Source organism: Pseudohoeflea suaedae (assembly GCF_004354915.1).
Lineage (GTDB): Bacteria > Pseudomonadota > Alphaproteobacteria > Rhizobiales > Rhizobiaceae > Pseudohoeflea > Pseudohoeflea suaedae.
The window spans coordinates 1-15,328 of record NZ_SMSI01000004.1; the positions used below are offsets into that span (position 1 = coordinate 1).

Sequence of the window (15,328 nt, forward strand, 5' to 3'; positions counted from 1 at the left end):
CGGGATGCTCTCCATCGACACGGATTTCCGCGGCTCGCTCTCCGTGCTTTCCGGCGGCACGCTGGCGGGCGAAGGAACCATCGACGGCGATGCCGATTTCGACGCGGGCTCCACCTTGCTGGTCGATCTCGACGCCGACGCCGCTCTCGACGTCTCCGGGACCTTCACGATCGACGAGGACGCCCGTCTTGTCCTCGTTGGCGGTCTTCCTGTCGACTTGAGACCGGGTAACAGCACCACCATCGTCTCCGCCGGAGAGATCGACGGCCAATTCGGCACCGTCGAGTCAGAGAACATTTTCAACAGTTCGCTCTTCCTCGACATCGCGCTCGCCTATACGCCCACGACCATCGATCTGACCCTGGAGCGCAACGGCCTCGCCTTTTCCGACGTCACCGATACCAGGACCCAGGCCGCCATTGCCGACGCCGTCGAAAGCCTCGACTGGGGCAATCCCCTCTATGACGAGTTCCTCTTCATGAACAACAGGGACCAGGTGATCGAGGGGACTATCTGGCTGTCCGGCGAGGCCCATGCCTCGATCCAGACATCGGCCATCCAGAGCGCCGGAATGGTCCGCGACATCATCACCTGGCGCCTGCGCTCCTCCCTCGCCGTCGACGGCGCGGATGTCGTCTCCACGGACTCCATGACCGGCAATCTCGCGCAGCTCGCCTATGCCGGGGACGAAGGCACGCCGGCAGGCGTCGACGGCACGACCACCGGGTCGATCGGGACCGCCAGCGGCCACGCCGTCTGGAGCAAGGCCTATGGCGCGATGGGAAAGACGCTCGGGAGCGGCGAAAGCCACACCACCGAGCGCTCCACCGGCGGCCTGCTGACCGGCGTCGAGATCGGCTACGGCAGCGACTGGCGCCTCGGCGGCTTCCTCGGCTACAGCCACACCCAGACCAATGTGGGCGAGCTTGAGTCCAAGTCGGGCATGGACAGCTTTACCGCCGGCCTCTACGCCGCCCGCCGCTATGAGGCGCTTCGCCTGATGTACGGGGCAGCGGTAAGCGTCAACGAAATCGGCACCGAGCGGAATGTGCGCTTCTCCAGCATCGACGAGACGCTGACGAGCTATTATCGCTCCGCAACCGTCCAGGCCTTCGGCGAGGTCGGCTATGCGTTGACGAACCAGAACGGCTTCCTGATCGAGCCCTTCGCCGGTGCGGCGCTGGTCTACCAGTATACCAGCGGCTTTACCGAAACCGGCGGCGCCTCGGCCCTGACCGGCGCCTGGGCTTCCCGCATGCTTCCGGTGACCACCCTCGGCGTGCGCAGCGCCTTCGATCTCGGCCGGCTTTACGGCGGCACAGGCGTATCGCTGGAGAGTTCCATTGCCTGGAACCACACCTTCGGCGACATCACGCCGGCAACGACCATGACCTTCGGCTCGACGAATACGTCGTTCACCGTTCCCGGCAATGCCGCGGCACGCGATGTCGGCATCGTCGGCGTCGGCCTCAACTTCGCCGTCACGCCCGACATGCCGTTCACCATCGACTATACCGGCGCCTTCGCCCAGAACCAGGAAGACCACGCGCTGTCGGCTGGTCTGGCCGCGAGGTTCTGAGCCCGGAGCAGGAGGGCCGGCCTGTCGGGCCGGTCCGAGTTCTTTCCAGGGCAAGTATCCGCGGTTTCAGGTTGCGCCCTGGCCGCGATCCGAAGAACCGGACTGGAGATGCGCCCCTCCCCCGCCAATCCGCCTGTCCCCTGACTGCTTCGCGGAAAATGATAGTTCTACAATAATTTACCCTAGCTCGAATTTTCGCGGCGCGATTAACCCGAAGTCCATTCGAAATCGCTAATGATGCCTTATGTCGACCGCACCAGATTCAAGCCTCGAAAATTGACCTTACGATACAGAGCGACAGCCCGCTTCAACTGGCTGTCGACCCCGCCTCTGAGCAGAAGGCGCTGCGTATTCGCGGCTTTACCAAAACTCCCGGAAAGTACTGAAGCATGACTGCTCGCCCCGAATTTCTGAACAATTCGCTGATCATCGGCGCCCATCCGGACGATGAACTGCTCTGGTTCAACGCCATCCTCCATCTCGTCGATGAAGTCGCTATCGTCTACCGCTCGTTCTGGGCACAGCCGGACCTCGCCGAAAAGCGCGCGAAAGCCATTGCGGCCTTTCCACGTGACGGGGTCTTCTGTCTGGATATCGAGGAATCCGGTGCTTATGGCTGCGCCAACTGGGCCAGTCCGGAGGAAAACGACGTCGGTCTCGCCTTCACCCTCGAATGGCGGAAGCGGGAGGTGAAACGGGCCGCGAAACGGGCGCTCGGCAGCGTCGGCCTGCCGAACCTTCTGGTGGCGCGCCGCAGTGTCCTTGATGCCTATCGGGAGAATTTCGAACTGATCCGCACCCGGCTGCGACCGCGGCTTCGTGCGGACATGAACGTCTTCACCCATAATCCGTGGGGCGAATACGGACACGAAGAACATGTTCAGGTCTTCCGGGCGCTGCAAAGCCTGCAGCGTGAAATCGGCTTCAAGCTGTGGATGTCGAACTATTGCAGCGAACGGACTTTGCCACTGGCGATGCGCTACTTCCAGACGTCGCCCGGAGGCTATATCCGGCTGCCGACGAACAAGCAGTTCGCCGAACAGGTGGCGCAGGTCTACAAGGACCATCAGTGCTGGACATGGTCCGACGACTGGGCCTGGTTCGACGAGGAGTGCTATATCCTCGCACCTGATCAGGGCAAGGAGCCCGAACCCCAGCAGCACCTGCTTCCGCTCAACATGTTCACCATAGCCCCCTGACATCCCCGCGCATCGCACGGATGACCGGCCGGGACCGCACCCCCCTGACGTCACCGTTGTCGATGCCGGCCGGTCGATGACGTCGCGCGCAGTACAGGCCGGTTTCGTCGGGGAGAGAAGGCTCTCTCAGGCGCGGTTCTGCCTGACCTCTCCGGAGAATGCCGGCCAGAGCGAAACGGGATCGCCATCGTTCCTCTCCTCCAGCCTTGCTCTCAGCAGGGCGCTGGCCTTCTCCGCGCTCAAGGGCTTGCTGAAAAGGAAGCCTTGCGCCGTTTCGCATCCGACCGCGATGAGGCCGTCAAGCTGGTCTTCGTTCTCGACCCCCTCGCCGGTCGTTGCGATCGAGAGATCGCGGGCAAGCCCGGTCACCGCGCGCACCACCGCCGCGGCGCTGACATCCTCACGCGAGACGTCGATGAAGCTGCGGTCGATCTTGATGCGATCAAGCTCGAACGTGCGCAGATGGGCGAGTGAGGAATAACCGGTCCCGAAGTCATCCATGGCAATGCGCACACCGAAAGCGCGCAGCCCGGACAGGACCGAGGCGATCTGATCGCTGTTCTCGACCATGGCGGTTTCGGTGAGTTCGACTTCAATGCGCCGCGGCAATATGTTGTGCCGCTCGATGGCGCCGCAAATCTGATTGAGGATACTTGCGGAGCGAAGCTGGACCGGAGAGACGTTCACCGACATGTAGATGTCCTCCGGCCACCCGGCGAGTTGCCGGCATGCTTCGTCGAACACCCATTCGCCGATCGGCAGGATGGCGCCGGTCTGTTCGGCGACCGGGATGAAGTCAGCCGGAGAGACCATGCCCAGTTCCGGGTGCCGCCAGCGTATCAGTGCTTCGAAACCCGCAAGCTCCCTGCCGGGCAACACGTAAAGCGGCTGGAAGTGCAGTTCGAACTGCTGCTCCAACAGCGCCACTTCGATCTCGCGCTCGAAGGTCCGCTTCCGGGCCGCCTCCTCCAGCATGCCGGTCTCGTAGAGTTCGACGCGGCCACGCCCATTCTCCTTGGCCTTGTACAGGGCGAAATCCGCCATCTGCTGCACCAGGGCCGTATCGTCTTCGCCATCGGATGCGGCAATGCCGATGCTGCAGCCGACGCAGAGCGTCTCGCCGTCGATGTCGTAGGGCCTCGAGAGTGCGGAGACGATTTCGGCGGCAAGCAGCCGGGCGTTTTCGGTATCGCGCGACGACAGAATTGCGATTTCGTCGCCCCCGAGCCGGAAGATCTTCTCGCTGGGCTCGCACCTGTCCTGCAGGCGTTGGGTCACCATGACGAGCAACCTGTCGCCGGTGGCATGACCGAACGTGTCGTTGACCTGCTTGAACCGATCGAGGTCGAGCATCAGCATGACCCAGTTCCGCTCTGTCGCGAGCACTTCGAGATCGTTCCTGAAGCTTCGGCGATTGGGCAGCCCTGTCAGCGCATCGTGGAAAGCCATATGGGCAACCTCGGCCTGGCTCGAGCGCGCTTCGGTGACATCGTCATAGGTTATGATCGCGCTGCCGCCGCCCACCGGCTGGCAACAGACGTGAATGACCCGTCCGCTGTCGAAATGATGGTCCACCCTCACCGTCTCGGCGGCCGAGAACCAGGCATGATGATTGTCGATCACGCGGCTGAGGCGCTCGGCGTCCCAGCCGGCCATGTGCCCGACATTGGCCAGGAAATCATCGATCGGCATGCCGGCGGTTATGCCGCCCGGCTCAAGGTTCAGGAGTTCGGCCACGCGATGGTTGAACAGCCGTATCGTGCGGTCCGGAGCAACCATCAGCAGACCGTTCGACATGTTCTTCAGCGCATCGGATGCATCCGCCCGTGCCTTGGTATCGATGTAGGTGCTGGCAAACCCGGCGCCGAGAATGACGGCCGCCACGCCGGCCACGGCAAACGCCATGGCGCGCAGGGCCGCGGAATCGCCGTTGACCACCGGGTCGATCAGCATCGGCTCGACCTGGAAGGCCGTCATTCCGGTGAAGTGCAGAATGACGATGCCGATCGTCAGCAGGCCAGCGGCGTAAAACCGCCTGGCGGCTCCATCGCGGTCACAGGCGACATGAAGCGCGGCTCCGCCCAGCGCCATCGACAGCACGATCGAGGCGCCGATATAGGTCCGGTCCCAGGAGACGATGCCCTGGACGCGGTAGGCCTGCATTCCCGTGTAGTGCATGAGAGCGATCGCCAGCCCGATGATCACGCCTCCCGTGATCGAGAAAACCGGACCGGAGCCCACCGCCGCGACGCGAAAGCCGGCCGCAACGCCGACGATCGCCAGCAGGAAGGAGACGATTGTCAGGACCGGATCGAAACTGATGGGCAGATCCGCCCTGTAGCCGAGCATGGCGATGAAATGGGTGCACCATATGCCCGCGCCGGCAACCACCGAGGTGAGGATGAGCCAGGCTTCCCGCTCGAACCTTGTCGACAGGCGCGCGCGGGCGAAGAGCTGAAACGTGGCCCAGGAACCCGCGGCACAGATGACGGCTGCGATGCCGACCAGCCACAGATCATGATCCCGGATGATGCAGCCAGCCACTGCGAACATTCATGCACTCCCGCATTTTTGTTCCGAATTGACACGGCGCCGGTTACCCCGAAATTAACAAATCGAACTTTATATCTATTTTTCATGATTTACCGACAGCAAACAGAATTCCCTCCCCGGGAAGCTCCATTTCGTCCCGCCGGGGAACCTCCTTTCGCATCGAACCGTTGAGTTGAGACCGGACATCGATGCGAAAAGACAGCCATGAGCGTGACTGCCCAGCTCAACGTGACACCCGACGGTTTCTGCAATCACGACGATGTCGTCATCGACGACGACTTCATGAGATTTGCGGTTGATTGCGTGGAGGCGTGCCAGACGCTCGTCCTCGGCCGGAAGACCTATGAACTGTTCGTCGCCCACTGGCCCGATGCCGCGAACGACACGTCGCTTCCCGAATGGGAACAGAGACTTGGACGCGCCATCGACGGCACTCCGAGAACGGTCGTTTCGAACAGCCTGAGCGGCAGCGACTGGAAAGGAACATCGATCCTCCGGGATCTCAATCCCGCAAGCGCGGAGCACGTGCGCCGCAGCGGCGCCGTTCTCGTCCTCGGCAGTCCTTCCATCATCGCCCAGTTCGCCGGTTGGGGCCTGTTGGATAATGTGTTGCTGAGCGTCCACCCGGTCATGGGCCGGACAGGAACGAGGCCGTTCGCGAAATTCGCCCCCGAGGAAATGCATTTCGCACGATCATATCCCACAGGCCCAAAGGTGATGACGTTCGAATTCACGCGCGAGACCTCGCTGCGGCGATGAGCGAGGCAATGCTCCCACAGGGCAAGATCGACGTCACGAAAAGGATCGTTTTCCTGAGAGGCGAGCGCCCCCGGACCGAGCAAGGAGAGGCGCCTTAAATCCCAGGTAGCAAGTACACAGTTACGATAGCCCTTCGATCAATTCAGGCTTGATTTCGCCCGCCAAGTGTCAGCAGGGTTTCTTCATGAAGTATTGATTCGACTGAGTAGGCGCTCTGGTTCGAATAGAAAAAAATACTGCGCGAATTCAGGAAATGCAGACTGAAACGAGCTTTAAAGCATTTACTTAATTTCGCTGATTGGACTTGGGGGCGAGTCGATGCGGTCGGTCATCTTGTTTGCGAGCTTCGTGCTCGCCTTGGTAAGCAGTTGCTTTCTCTTATCTTCGAATAGTCATGCCGCGCCTTTTCCGTGCGAGGGGAACACCATATCCTCCGGCAATGAAATTGTGGTCCAGCTGGATGGCGCGATCACCTGCGGCACGGCCTACAACAGCACCGACGAGATAGAGATCCTCAACAACGGTATCGTGTCCGGCTCGACCATCCAGGTGCTTATCGCGTTCTACAATGGCGCAACCGGGTCCGTCACGGGCGGCACGACTTCGGATGACTCCGGGACTTTTTTGTCGCCCGAATGTAATGTGACCGTCGGATGTACACTGTCCGTCACGGGAACGTATTCCGGTACGCCCTTCGCATTCAGCGTGGTCTTCCCCGGTGCAAACAGCACGACTGCGACCCTCTCCAACACCAATTATGGCGCGGCCACTGCTCCCGAAATTTCGGTATCCGAAACCGGCCAGAACCAGGGCGCAGTTGCCGACGAAGGCACGCTCGCACAGGGAACTCAGGCGGCAGGCAGCCCGGTCAACCTGACCTTCACAGTCACCAATTCCGGCACGGGTGATTTGACCATCGCGACGGCAACGTCCAGCTTGCTGTCCAACGTGACCGTCAATTCGATCTCGGCGCCGACGAACACCACCGTCGCCTCCGGCGGCGGGACCGAGACCTTTACGGTTCAATACACGCCGACTTCGGCGGGCAACTTCTCGTTCAATCTGAGCTTTGCGAATGATGATGCGAACGAGGGCCCCTATAATTTCATCGTGAGCGGCACCGCCTCCGGCGCGCCGGAAATCTCTGTCGCCGAAACCGGCCAGAGCCAGGGCGCAGTTGCCGACGAAGGCACGCTCGCACAGGGAACCCAGGCGGCAGGCAGCCCGGTCAACCTGACCTTCACTGTCACCAATTCCGGCACGGGTGATTTGACCATCGCGACGGCAACGTCCAGCTTGCTGTCCAACGTGACCGTCAATTCGATCTCGGCGCCGACGAACAGCACCGTCGCCTCCGGCGGCGGGACCGAGACCTTTACGGTTCAATACACGCCGACTTCGGCGGGCAATTTCTCGTTCAATCTGAGCTTTGTAAATGATGATGCGAATGAGAGCCCGTACAACTTCACGATCAGCGGCACGGGGACGGCGGCGCCGACGTTCAGCCAGTCATTTTCCCCGACCACGATCGAGATCGGCGGCGCCTCGACGATTACCTTCACGATCGACAACTCGACAAACGCGCTCGACGCGACGTCTCTCGATTTCACCGACAATCTGCCGGCCGGAATGAACGTGAGTTCGCCGTCGAATGCCGCGACCACATGTACCGGGGGAACTCTTACTGCTTCGAGCGGCGCCGGCACGGTTTCCTATTCCGGCGGAACTGTGGGCGCGGGCGCCAGCTGTACGGTCAGCGTCGATGTCGGCGCAACGAGCGACGGTTCGTTCGTCAACACCACCGGCAACCTGACCTCCAGCCTGGGCAACTCGGGACCATCCTCGGCCTCGCTCACCGTGTCCTCGCCGGACATCGACGTTCAGCGCCCGGTTTCGACCTCGATCGCCGACGACGACATCGACAGCCAGGGCGTCGTGACCCTTGGCGTCCAGCAGACCCTGACCTTCACGATAGAAAACAAGGGCACCGCCACCTTGTCTCTCAGTGGAACTCCGACCAGCGACTCGCCAATAAACGTCAGCGTCGACAGCATTTCCGCACCCGGATCGAACACTCTTGCCGGTGGTGCGACCACCACCTTCACCGTCCAGTACACGCCGATCGCAATCGGGCCCTTCTCGTTCCAGGTCGACATCGTCAGCAACGATGCAGACGAAGCCAATTACGATATCCTGGTCAGCGGTACAGCTTCCGGGGCGGCGGAGATCGAAGTATCCTCTTCCGCAAGCGGCCCGATCTCGGACGGCGGAACGGACACGATTTCAGGGACCGTCACCGCGGGCTCGTCGGCGACGATAACCTACACGATCACCAATAGCGGCACCGCACCCCTCAGCCTGACACAGCCAACGGTCGGCGGCAACGTGACCAGCACGACCAATGTGACGGTCGACAGCTTTACCTTGAGTTCCCTCTCCGTGGTCAGTGGCGGAGGAACCGCGACATTGCAGGTGTCCTATACTCCCACCTCCTCCGGGTCGTTCGATTTCGATTTCAACTTCGCCAATAATGATGCGGACGAGAACCCGTTCAACATATCCGTCAGCGGCACCGGCGGGGGAATTCCTGCCGGCCTCTCGGCCACATCCGGCTCGGGACAAAGCACGGAGGCCGGCACGCAGTTCGGCAGCGTGCTGGTGGCAACCGTCACGGATTCATCCAATGCCGGGGTTGCCGGTGTCAGTGTCACATTCACGGCCCCCTCGAGCGGCGCCTCGCTGACTTTCGCCGGCAGCGGCTCCAACACCGAAACCGTGATCACGGCTTCTGACGGCACGGCTACGAGTTCGGCCATGACCGCCAATGCCATCGCTTCCGGCTACAGCGGCGGCTCACTCCAGTCCTATGCTGTAACGGCAAGCGCGGCGGGCCTGACGAGCGTCGACTTCTTTCTGACCAACAGCCGGGATTCCGCTGCAGATATCCAGAGAACCGAGGACGTCATCGCATCCTTCGTGACGAGCCGCGCCAATGTGATCGTGGCAGGCCAGCCGGATCTCGTCTCACGCCTGACGAACGGCCCGTTCGGGCGACAGTCGGGACTTAACGGCTTCAACTTCAATGCCTCCCGCTTTTCGCAGACCGGCAGCTTCCAGTTCTCGCTGAGGGCCTTTTCCGACGCTGTCCGCAACGGCGTTTCGGGCAGCCCCGTTCACCAGCCGGTCACCGCAGCGGGCCATGCGGCAGGCTTTGACAGCTTCACTTCGGAAACCACATCAGGCTATGCGAGTGCCGCACCGCAGGCTGCCGAAGCCGAAACGCTCGCGATCCTCGGGATCGCCGCAGGCCAAGCCCCGGCTGCCGGCGAGGAGAGCGCCGAGGTGCAATCCGGCTGGGATTTCTGGGCGGAAGGCACCTATGCGAGGACGCAGGACAAGGCCAGCGACAGTGTGTCGGGCCTGTTCTTCGCGGGCCTCGACTACCGTTTCGCGGACCGGGCAGTGGTAGGCGTCCTGGGCCAGCTCGACATCACTGACGAGCATAATGGCAGCGCCAATACCTCGGCCGACGGCATCGGCTGGATGGTCGGCCCCTATGCGGTTCTGAAGGTACATCAGAACTTCTATATCGACGGCGCTGTGACCTACGGCCAGTCCAATAACAGCGTCAATGCATTGGGCCTGTTCGAGGACGACTTCCGCACCCAGCGTTTCCTGATGCAGGGCGGACTGACCGGCGACTTCGAGATCGACGAACACGCCCGGATCAGTCCATTTGTCCGTCTCACCTACTATTACGAGGAACAGGAAAGCTACACGGACTCGCTCGGCAATCAGATACCGTCGCAGGATTTCGACCTGGGCCGGGTCGAGTTCGGCCCGAAAATCTCCTGGGAGCTGATACTCGACGACAGCCTGCTGTTCTCGCCTTTCGTGTCGCTGTCGGGGATCTACGATTTCAACAAGCTGCACGAGACAGTGCCGACCGACCCGCGTCTGGCCTCATCCGACGAGGATCTGCGGGCGCGGTTGGAGATGGGCGCCGGGATCGTGATCCCGAACCGGAAAATCCGCATCTCCGGCAAAGGCTTTTACGACGGCATAGGAGCGGCAGACTTCTCCTCCTACGGCGGCACACTCAACTTCACCGTCCCCTTCTGAGGCGGCGGTTCCGGCTGCGGTCTTTTTGCGAAAGAATGCAGCCGGCCGCCCGAGATCGGGGGAATGCCTGGCCGAATGGCGCTGCCGCTGCACGATTTCCACCTGGCCGGAAGCGCGCCGGACGGCTCGCCACACATTGCCGAACGGGTTTCGCGACGAATGCCCCGAACAGCGTCGCGTGACGGGGAGCTTCAGGCGTCCAGCCAGGCCGCCAATCCGTCCAGCGTCTGCAGCCCATACTCCACTGCGCCGAAGCCGATGACGGTCTGGCGACGTTCGCGGCTCGGGTGAAGCTGGCGCAAGGTCAAGACGGTCTTTCCGTCGCTCTGCTCATCGAACGTGATCGTCATGTGGAAACGCTCGGGATCGTCCGGCTCGGGAGTGCCGTAGTCCACCACGATCAGCTCGTTCGGCACGATCTTCAGAAAGCGCATCTGGTTGGCGAAACGCTGCGTTTTCCCTTCGAACACCCCCACCATGTCGAAGCACCATTCGCCGCCTTCGCGGATATCGACCTTTCGGTTCTCGATGGAGAGGCCTGCGGGACCATACCACTGCGCGAGTGCCTCCCCATCCATCCAGGCGGCAAAGACCTTGTGACGTGGGTGCTTGAGCACTTTCACGAGCACGATCTCACGGTCGAGCGACCAGGTATCAAACAGCTTGTCCATCATCGTCCTCTCTTGTGTTGTCCAGATAGGCTTCCAGCCGGTCGAGCCGTTCGCCCCAGCATCTGCGCTCCGCTTCCATCCAGCTTGCCGCCTCCTCGAACCGCGCTCGTTCAAGACGGCACCAGCGGCTGCGCCCGCGCTTCTCGCTGGCGATCAACCCACAATCCTCCAGCACTTTGAGGTGCTGGGTGAACGAGGGAAGCGCCATGTCGAAAGGTTCAGCCAGCACGCTGACGGGCATCTCCCCCTCGGCCAGACGCGATATCACCGCCCGGCGTGTCGGGTCGCTGAGAGCATGGAATGCGAGGTCAAGCGGATTTGAATGAAAAGGCATGAAGCCGTGTAGACCGACCGCTCAAGCCAGTCAACAACAAAAAGGTAGTTGCCTTAGTATTGAACCATCATTCCAGAGACAGTTGCCTGCCCCGACGAACGCGATACCCGAAGGGTTTCGGGCCGCGTTCGATCCCGGCGTGATGCTGACCGGCACGGCGGAAACCTGTGCTGCGGGCGGCAAAGGCCTTGTCGGGAAGCCATGACTGGCCGGACAGGTCAGAAGGCGATGCCGAGCGTCGCCCGCGCGCCGAATGCATCATATCCGTCATCGCCCAGGCCGTCATAGGTGATGCTTCCGCCGATGCGTCCGCCATTCGCCATCTCGTAGCGAAAGCCGAATTCGGTCTGTGCAGCCGTGCTTTCGACCTTTTCGAAACCGTTGTCGGAGGACGATGCCGTGATGCCGACCCCCCCGATGAGCTCCAGGTAACCGGTGCCGACATCCACCGGCACCACAAAATTCAGGCCGACGGTGGCGTCCGTGGTCGTGACGGTCAGCGAGCGTACCGGCAAACCGTTTCCTCCGACATAGGCCTCATTCCGTTCGGATGCATGGGCGAGATCGAACAGCGGGATGATCGTCAGCCGCGGCAGTTCGATCTCCCCGGCAATGCCGAACGTTGCCAGGACCCTGTCGGCGCCGTAGCTGTCCTCGTATGTCCCGAGCGGCGAGATCCTGTTCTCGGATTGCCCCCTGAGATACGACGCCGAGAAAACGAGAGGCTGGTTGGGCAGGCGGGCGACGGCATAGGGGCCGACAAGCCAGCCCCGGCTCTTGACCCGCGAGGAGATCTCCTCGGAAACCGACTTGTCGAATATGCCCATCACACCCAGGAGCAGGTTCTCGCTGGGGGCATAGTGCCAGCCCGTGGCCACGTTGCCATAGGAGGTTTCGAGACCATCCAGATTGCTCCAGTTCCCCTGGACACTGATCCAGAACGGGCGATCGGATGAGGTTGCAAAGCGCAGATTGCCCGTGCCTTGATCGATGCTGCCCGTGAAAAAATCGGACTGGCCTCCAAGCAGGAAGCGCGAGATTTTCGGACGGCTGCGGATGAGTGCCCTGTTCCGCGCCAGCGCGGCGTCGGCGATCAGCTGCTCCGTTTCCGTCAGCGTGGCGTTGTAGATAACGAGGACGTTGGAGGCGACGTTGGGATTTGCGGCGCTGTCCTGTGCACCGCCTGCAGCCACGCTCACGACCAAATCCTGTGTCAGGTCCGGCCTGATCTGAACCATGTAGACCGGGTTGGCATCGCTGAACTGGACGATCGTGCCGCCGGCCACCGACACATCCGACTGATCGAAACCGCTTACCGTCTCCGAAAAGGTGATGGTGACGAGAATAGGATCAGTCGTCTCAACAACGGCGGGTCCGGTGATCGTGACCGTAGGCCCATCATAGTCGGGGAAGAGATCGACTGTCGCGGGCGCGGATGTGTAACCGCGGTCGTCGGTGGCCGTCACCCGGACAGTTCCTCCCTGCATGTCGGCAGCCGAGGTGACCGAGAACGCACCGCCCGCGGCGTTCACCTCCACGAAAGAATTGTCGGGAAACGTCACGCGGACGATCGAATCGATCTCCGCCGTTCCCCTGATCGTCATCGAACGGTTCGGATTGATTTCGGCCGTCGTGATGATCGGGCTCACAGGTGTCGCGCCGGGCGTGATGGTAAGGACGAAGATCACCTCGTCCGCCGCGTTCCCCGCTGAATCGACCGCGTTGATCGTTACATTGTTGACACCGATGGGAAAGTCGTAGGTGGTGGGGATGGTCGTCCCGTTCAGAGCGAATACGGGCTGGAGCCCCGTGTCGACATTGTCATCCACCAGGGTTGAGATGCCCACCCGGCGGGTTCCGGATGGATCGGCCTCCAGCGTCAAGGGCGCAATCGGCTGGATGACCGGCTTCTCCTTGTCCTCGACGGTGACGGTGAAACTGGCGCTGCCGACATTGCCCGCGGCGTCCTCGGCCTCGTAGGTCACAGTGGTCTCACCCACGGGAAACGCTGCCCCCGAGGCCAGCCCCGCCGTCAATGTGGGTCCGGAAACAACTCCCACATCGTCGGTCGCGGTGGGGTTGGCATAGGTCACGACAGCGGTCGCCTGGCCCGGATCGGTTTCGACGGCGATGTTGGAAGGAACGACCACCACCGGATCCTCGCTGTCGGTGCCGGCCGTCAAAGACAGCGTGTTGGAGGCCAATGTCGGGTTGCCCACGCCATCGGCCGCGGCACCCGCGGGCAGCGTCGCGGTTATCGCGCCGGGTCCATCCGGGGTCAGATGGAATGTCAGGGTGCTGCCAACGAAGCTGGTGGTCCCCGTGCGAGTGGCATTTGTCAGCTGCAGCGCACCGAGAATGGCTGACGACCCCGGATTGACCGAATTGGGGGCCGGCGAGGCTCCGTTCGCCGTAAAGGTCATCGTGACCTGAAACTCGCTCGAGACAATTCCGGACGGCCCGGAAAGTGACACCGAATCGCTGGCATTGTCGAGGATGTAGGTGCTTTGATTGGTCGTAGGCGCGCCACCGGAAAATGCGTTGTCGGCCAAGTCCGCAATATCCTGCCCGGCGGAAAATCCTATCGCGACCGCACCGGTGAGGCTGGCGAGATCACCGCCGCTGAGGGTCAGGTCGTAGACCGCACCGCTCCCCACAACGCCGAGCGCGGCCGTCGTCCCGCTGAACGAGAAATCGGAGGCATCGACATTCTTGACGTCCTCGTCAAATGTGAGCCGCCAGATCAGTGCGTCCGCATTTGTGATCGTGGTCGAGGGACTTAGCCTGACCAGCGCAAGCGCTTCCGGCGCGGTGGTGTCGCCCGCACTCTGCGCGTGGCCCGGACAGACGAGTGCCATCCAAATTCCCAGCGCCGCCCAAAGAAAGAGTGAATACTTGCGCCGCATGCGTTTCCCCCCAAACGAATCCGAACCCCAGGACAGTCAGGGCAGAAATAAAAGCGACATCAGGCGGTATTCCATGATGTATTGATATACAATCGGATAAATTACCAATATTCAAGAGAGCTTAGCTCGAAAACTGCGATACTGATGCTGTTTTATATGAGCGTCGGATTATGGCTTTGCCCGTGGCGACGCTACTTCATCTGGCATGAACGGGCCCGGTTCCGGGCGGTTGCAGATGGTCGGTCCGGTTGATCTACCGCCCGTTGGACCGGTCGCTTCCCCGCCCCACCTTCCCCCCTCCCCGCATCCTCTGTTAGCTTCAGGCCTCCAACTCATCCCGGAGCCGTCTCATGCCCAAAAACCTGCCCATTGCCACCTTTCCCGACGGACGCCGTGTTCCCGCGCTCGGCATCGGCACCTGGCACATGGGCGAGGATGCAGCGCGCGCGACTGACGAGATCCGGTCCCTGCGGGCAGGCATCGATCTCGGCATGACGCTGATCGACACCGCCGAGATGTACGGTTCGGGCGGGGCGGAGCGGATCGTCGGCGAGGCGATCTCGGGTCGGCGCGACGAGGTGTTTCTCGTCTCCAAGGTGCTGCCCTCGAACGCCTCCCGCGAGGGAACCGTCGCGGCCTGCGAGCGCAGCCTTCAGCGCATGGGTACCGACCGGATGGATCTCTATCTCCTGCACTGGCCCGGCCATCATGCGCTGGAGGATACGTTTGCCGCCTTTGAAAAACTCAAGGCCGACGGCAAGATTCTCGGCTGGGGCGTGTCGAATTTCGATACCGAAGGCATGCAGGTCGTCGCGAACACACCGGGCGGCGGGAACTGCGCGACCAACCAGGTGCTCTACAATCTCGACGATCGCGGCGTCGAATATGATCTCATGCCCTCCATGGCCCGGCGCGCCATGCCGCTGATGGCCTATTGCCCGCTCGGTGAGGGGCGGCTCCTCAACGATCCCGTGCTCAACAGGATCGCCGCCGGTCTCGATGCGACCGCCGCGCAGGTGGCGCTGGCCTTTCTTCTCGACCGCGAGAATGTCATAGCGATTCCGAAAACCGCCTCCCCTGCCCGCATTGCCGAAAACCGCGCCGCCGCCGATCTCGTCCTGCCCGAGGATGTGCGCGCCGAACTCGACCGCGCCTTCCCTGCCCCGGATACGAAAACGCCGCTCAGCATCGTGTGATGCCAGGCG

General features: G+C 62.0%; 9 protein-coding genes. 5 read left to right on the forward strand and 4 right to left on the reverse strand.

The features are described from left to right. Both E2A64_RS16065 and E2A64_RS16070 read left to right on the forward strand, forming a co-directional pair. The coding region (locus tag E2A64_RS16065; RefSeq protein ID WP_133285542.1) for an autotransporter family protein at positions 1–1,579 on the forward strand (1,579 nt) is incomplete at its 5' end. Positions 1,580–1,968: 389 nt separating this feature from the next. Continuing rightward, positions 1,969–2,778 (forward strand): PIG-L family deacetylase, encoded by an 810-nt coding sequence (locus E2A64_RS16070; RefSeq protein ID WP_133285543.1) that lies wholly within the window; start codon positions 1,969–1,971, stop codon positions 2,776–2,778. A 126-nt stretch (positions 2,779–2,904) separates the two neighbouring features. Here the strand turns inward: E2A64_RS16070 and E2A64_RS16075 are convergent, their stop codons facing one another. Next, positions 2,905–5,331: an EAL domain-containing protein gene (locus tag E2A64_RS16075; RefSeq protein ID WP_133285544.1), complete on the reverse strand. Its 2,427-nt coding sequence runs from the start codon at positions 5,329–5,331 to the stop codon at positions 2,905–2,907. Positions 5,332–5,535: 204 nt separating this feature from the next. On the opposite strand from E2A64_RS16075, the gene E2A64_RS16080 reads away from it, so the two are divergent. Together E2A64_RS16080 and E2A64_RS16085 are read left to right on the forward strand one after the other, a co-directional pair. Further along, positions 5,536–6,090 carry a dihydrofolate reductase family protein gene (locus E2A64_RS16080; RefSeq protein WP_133285545.1) on the forward strand — a complete coding sequence of 185 codons (555 nt, stop codon included), beginning with the start codon at positions 5,536–5,538 and terminating at the stop codon, positions 6,088–6,090. A 447-nt stretch (positions 6,091–6,537) separates the two neighbouring features. Further along, the gene (locus E2A64_RS16085) at positions 6,538–10,212 is read left to right on the forward strand and encodes a DUF7933 domain-containing protein (RefSeq protein WP_158285777.1); all 3,675 of its coding nucleotides are present in this window, start codon (positions 6,538–6,540) and stop codon (positions 10,210–10,212) included. Between the two features lie 191 nt (positions 10,213–10,403). On the opposite strand, the gene E2A64_RS16090 is transcribed toward E2A64_RS16085, so the two are convergent. The 3 genes from E2A64_RS16090 to E2A64_RS16100 all read right to left on the reverse strand — a co-directional run bounded on the left by E2A64_RS16090 (position 10,404) and on the right by E2A64_RS16100 (position 14,075). Beyond that, entirely contained in the window at positions 10,404–10,883 is a 480-nt protein-coding gene (locus tag E2A64_RS16090) for an SRPBCC domain-containing protein (RefSeq protein ID WP_133285835.1), read from the reverse strand. After that, complete coding sequence (locus E2A64_RS16095) at positions 10,867–11,217, reverse strand: ArsR/SmtB family transcription factor (RefSeq protein ID WP_133285547.1); 351 nt, start codon at positions 11,215–11,217, stop codon at positions 10,867–10,869. Before E2A64_RS16095 ends, E2A64_RS16090 begins: the two co-directional genes overlap by 17 nt. A gap of 218 nt (positions 11,218–11,435) precedes the next feature. Continuing rightward, entirely contained in the window at positions 11,436–14,075 is a 2,640-nt protein-coding gene (locus E2A64_RS16100; protein WP_158285778.1) for an HYR domain-containing protein, read from the reverse strand. A 398-nt stretch (positions 14,076–14,473) separates the two neighbouring features. On the opposite strand from E2A64_RS16100, the gene E2A64_RS16105 reads away from it, so the two are divergent. Then, on the forward strand, positions 14,474–15,319 hold the full coding sequence (locus E2A64_RS16105; protein WP_133285549.1) for an aldo/keto reductase: 846 nt from the start codon (positions 14,474–14,476) through the stop codon (positions 15,317–15,319). Positions 15,320–15,328 lie beyond the last annotated feature (9 nt).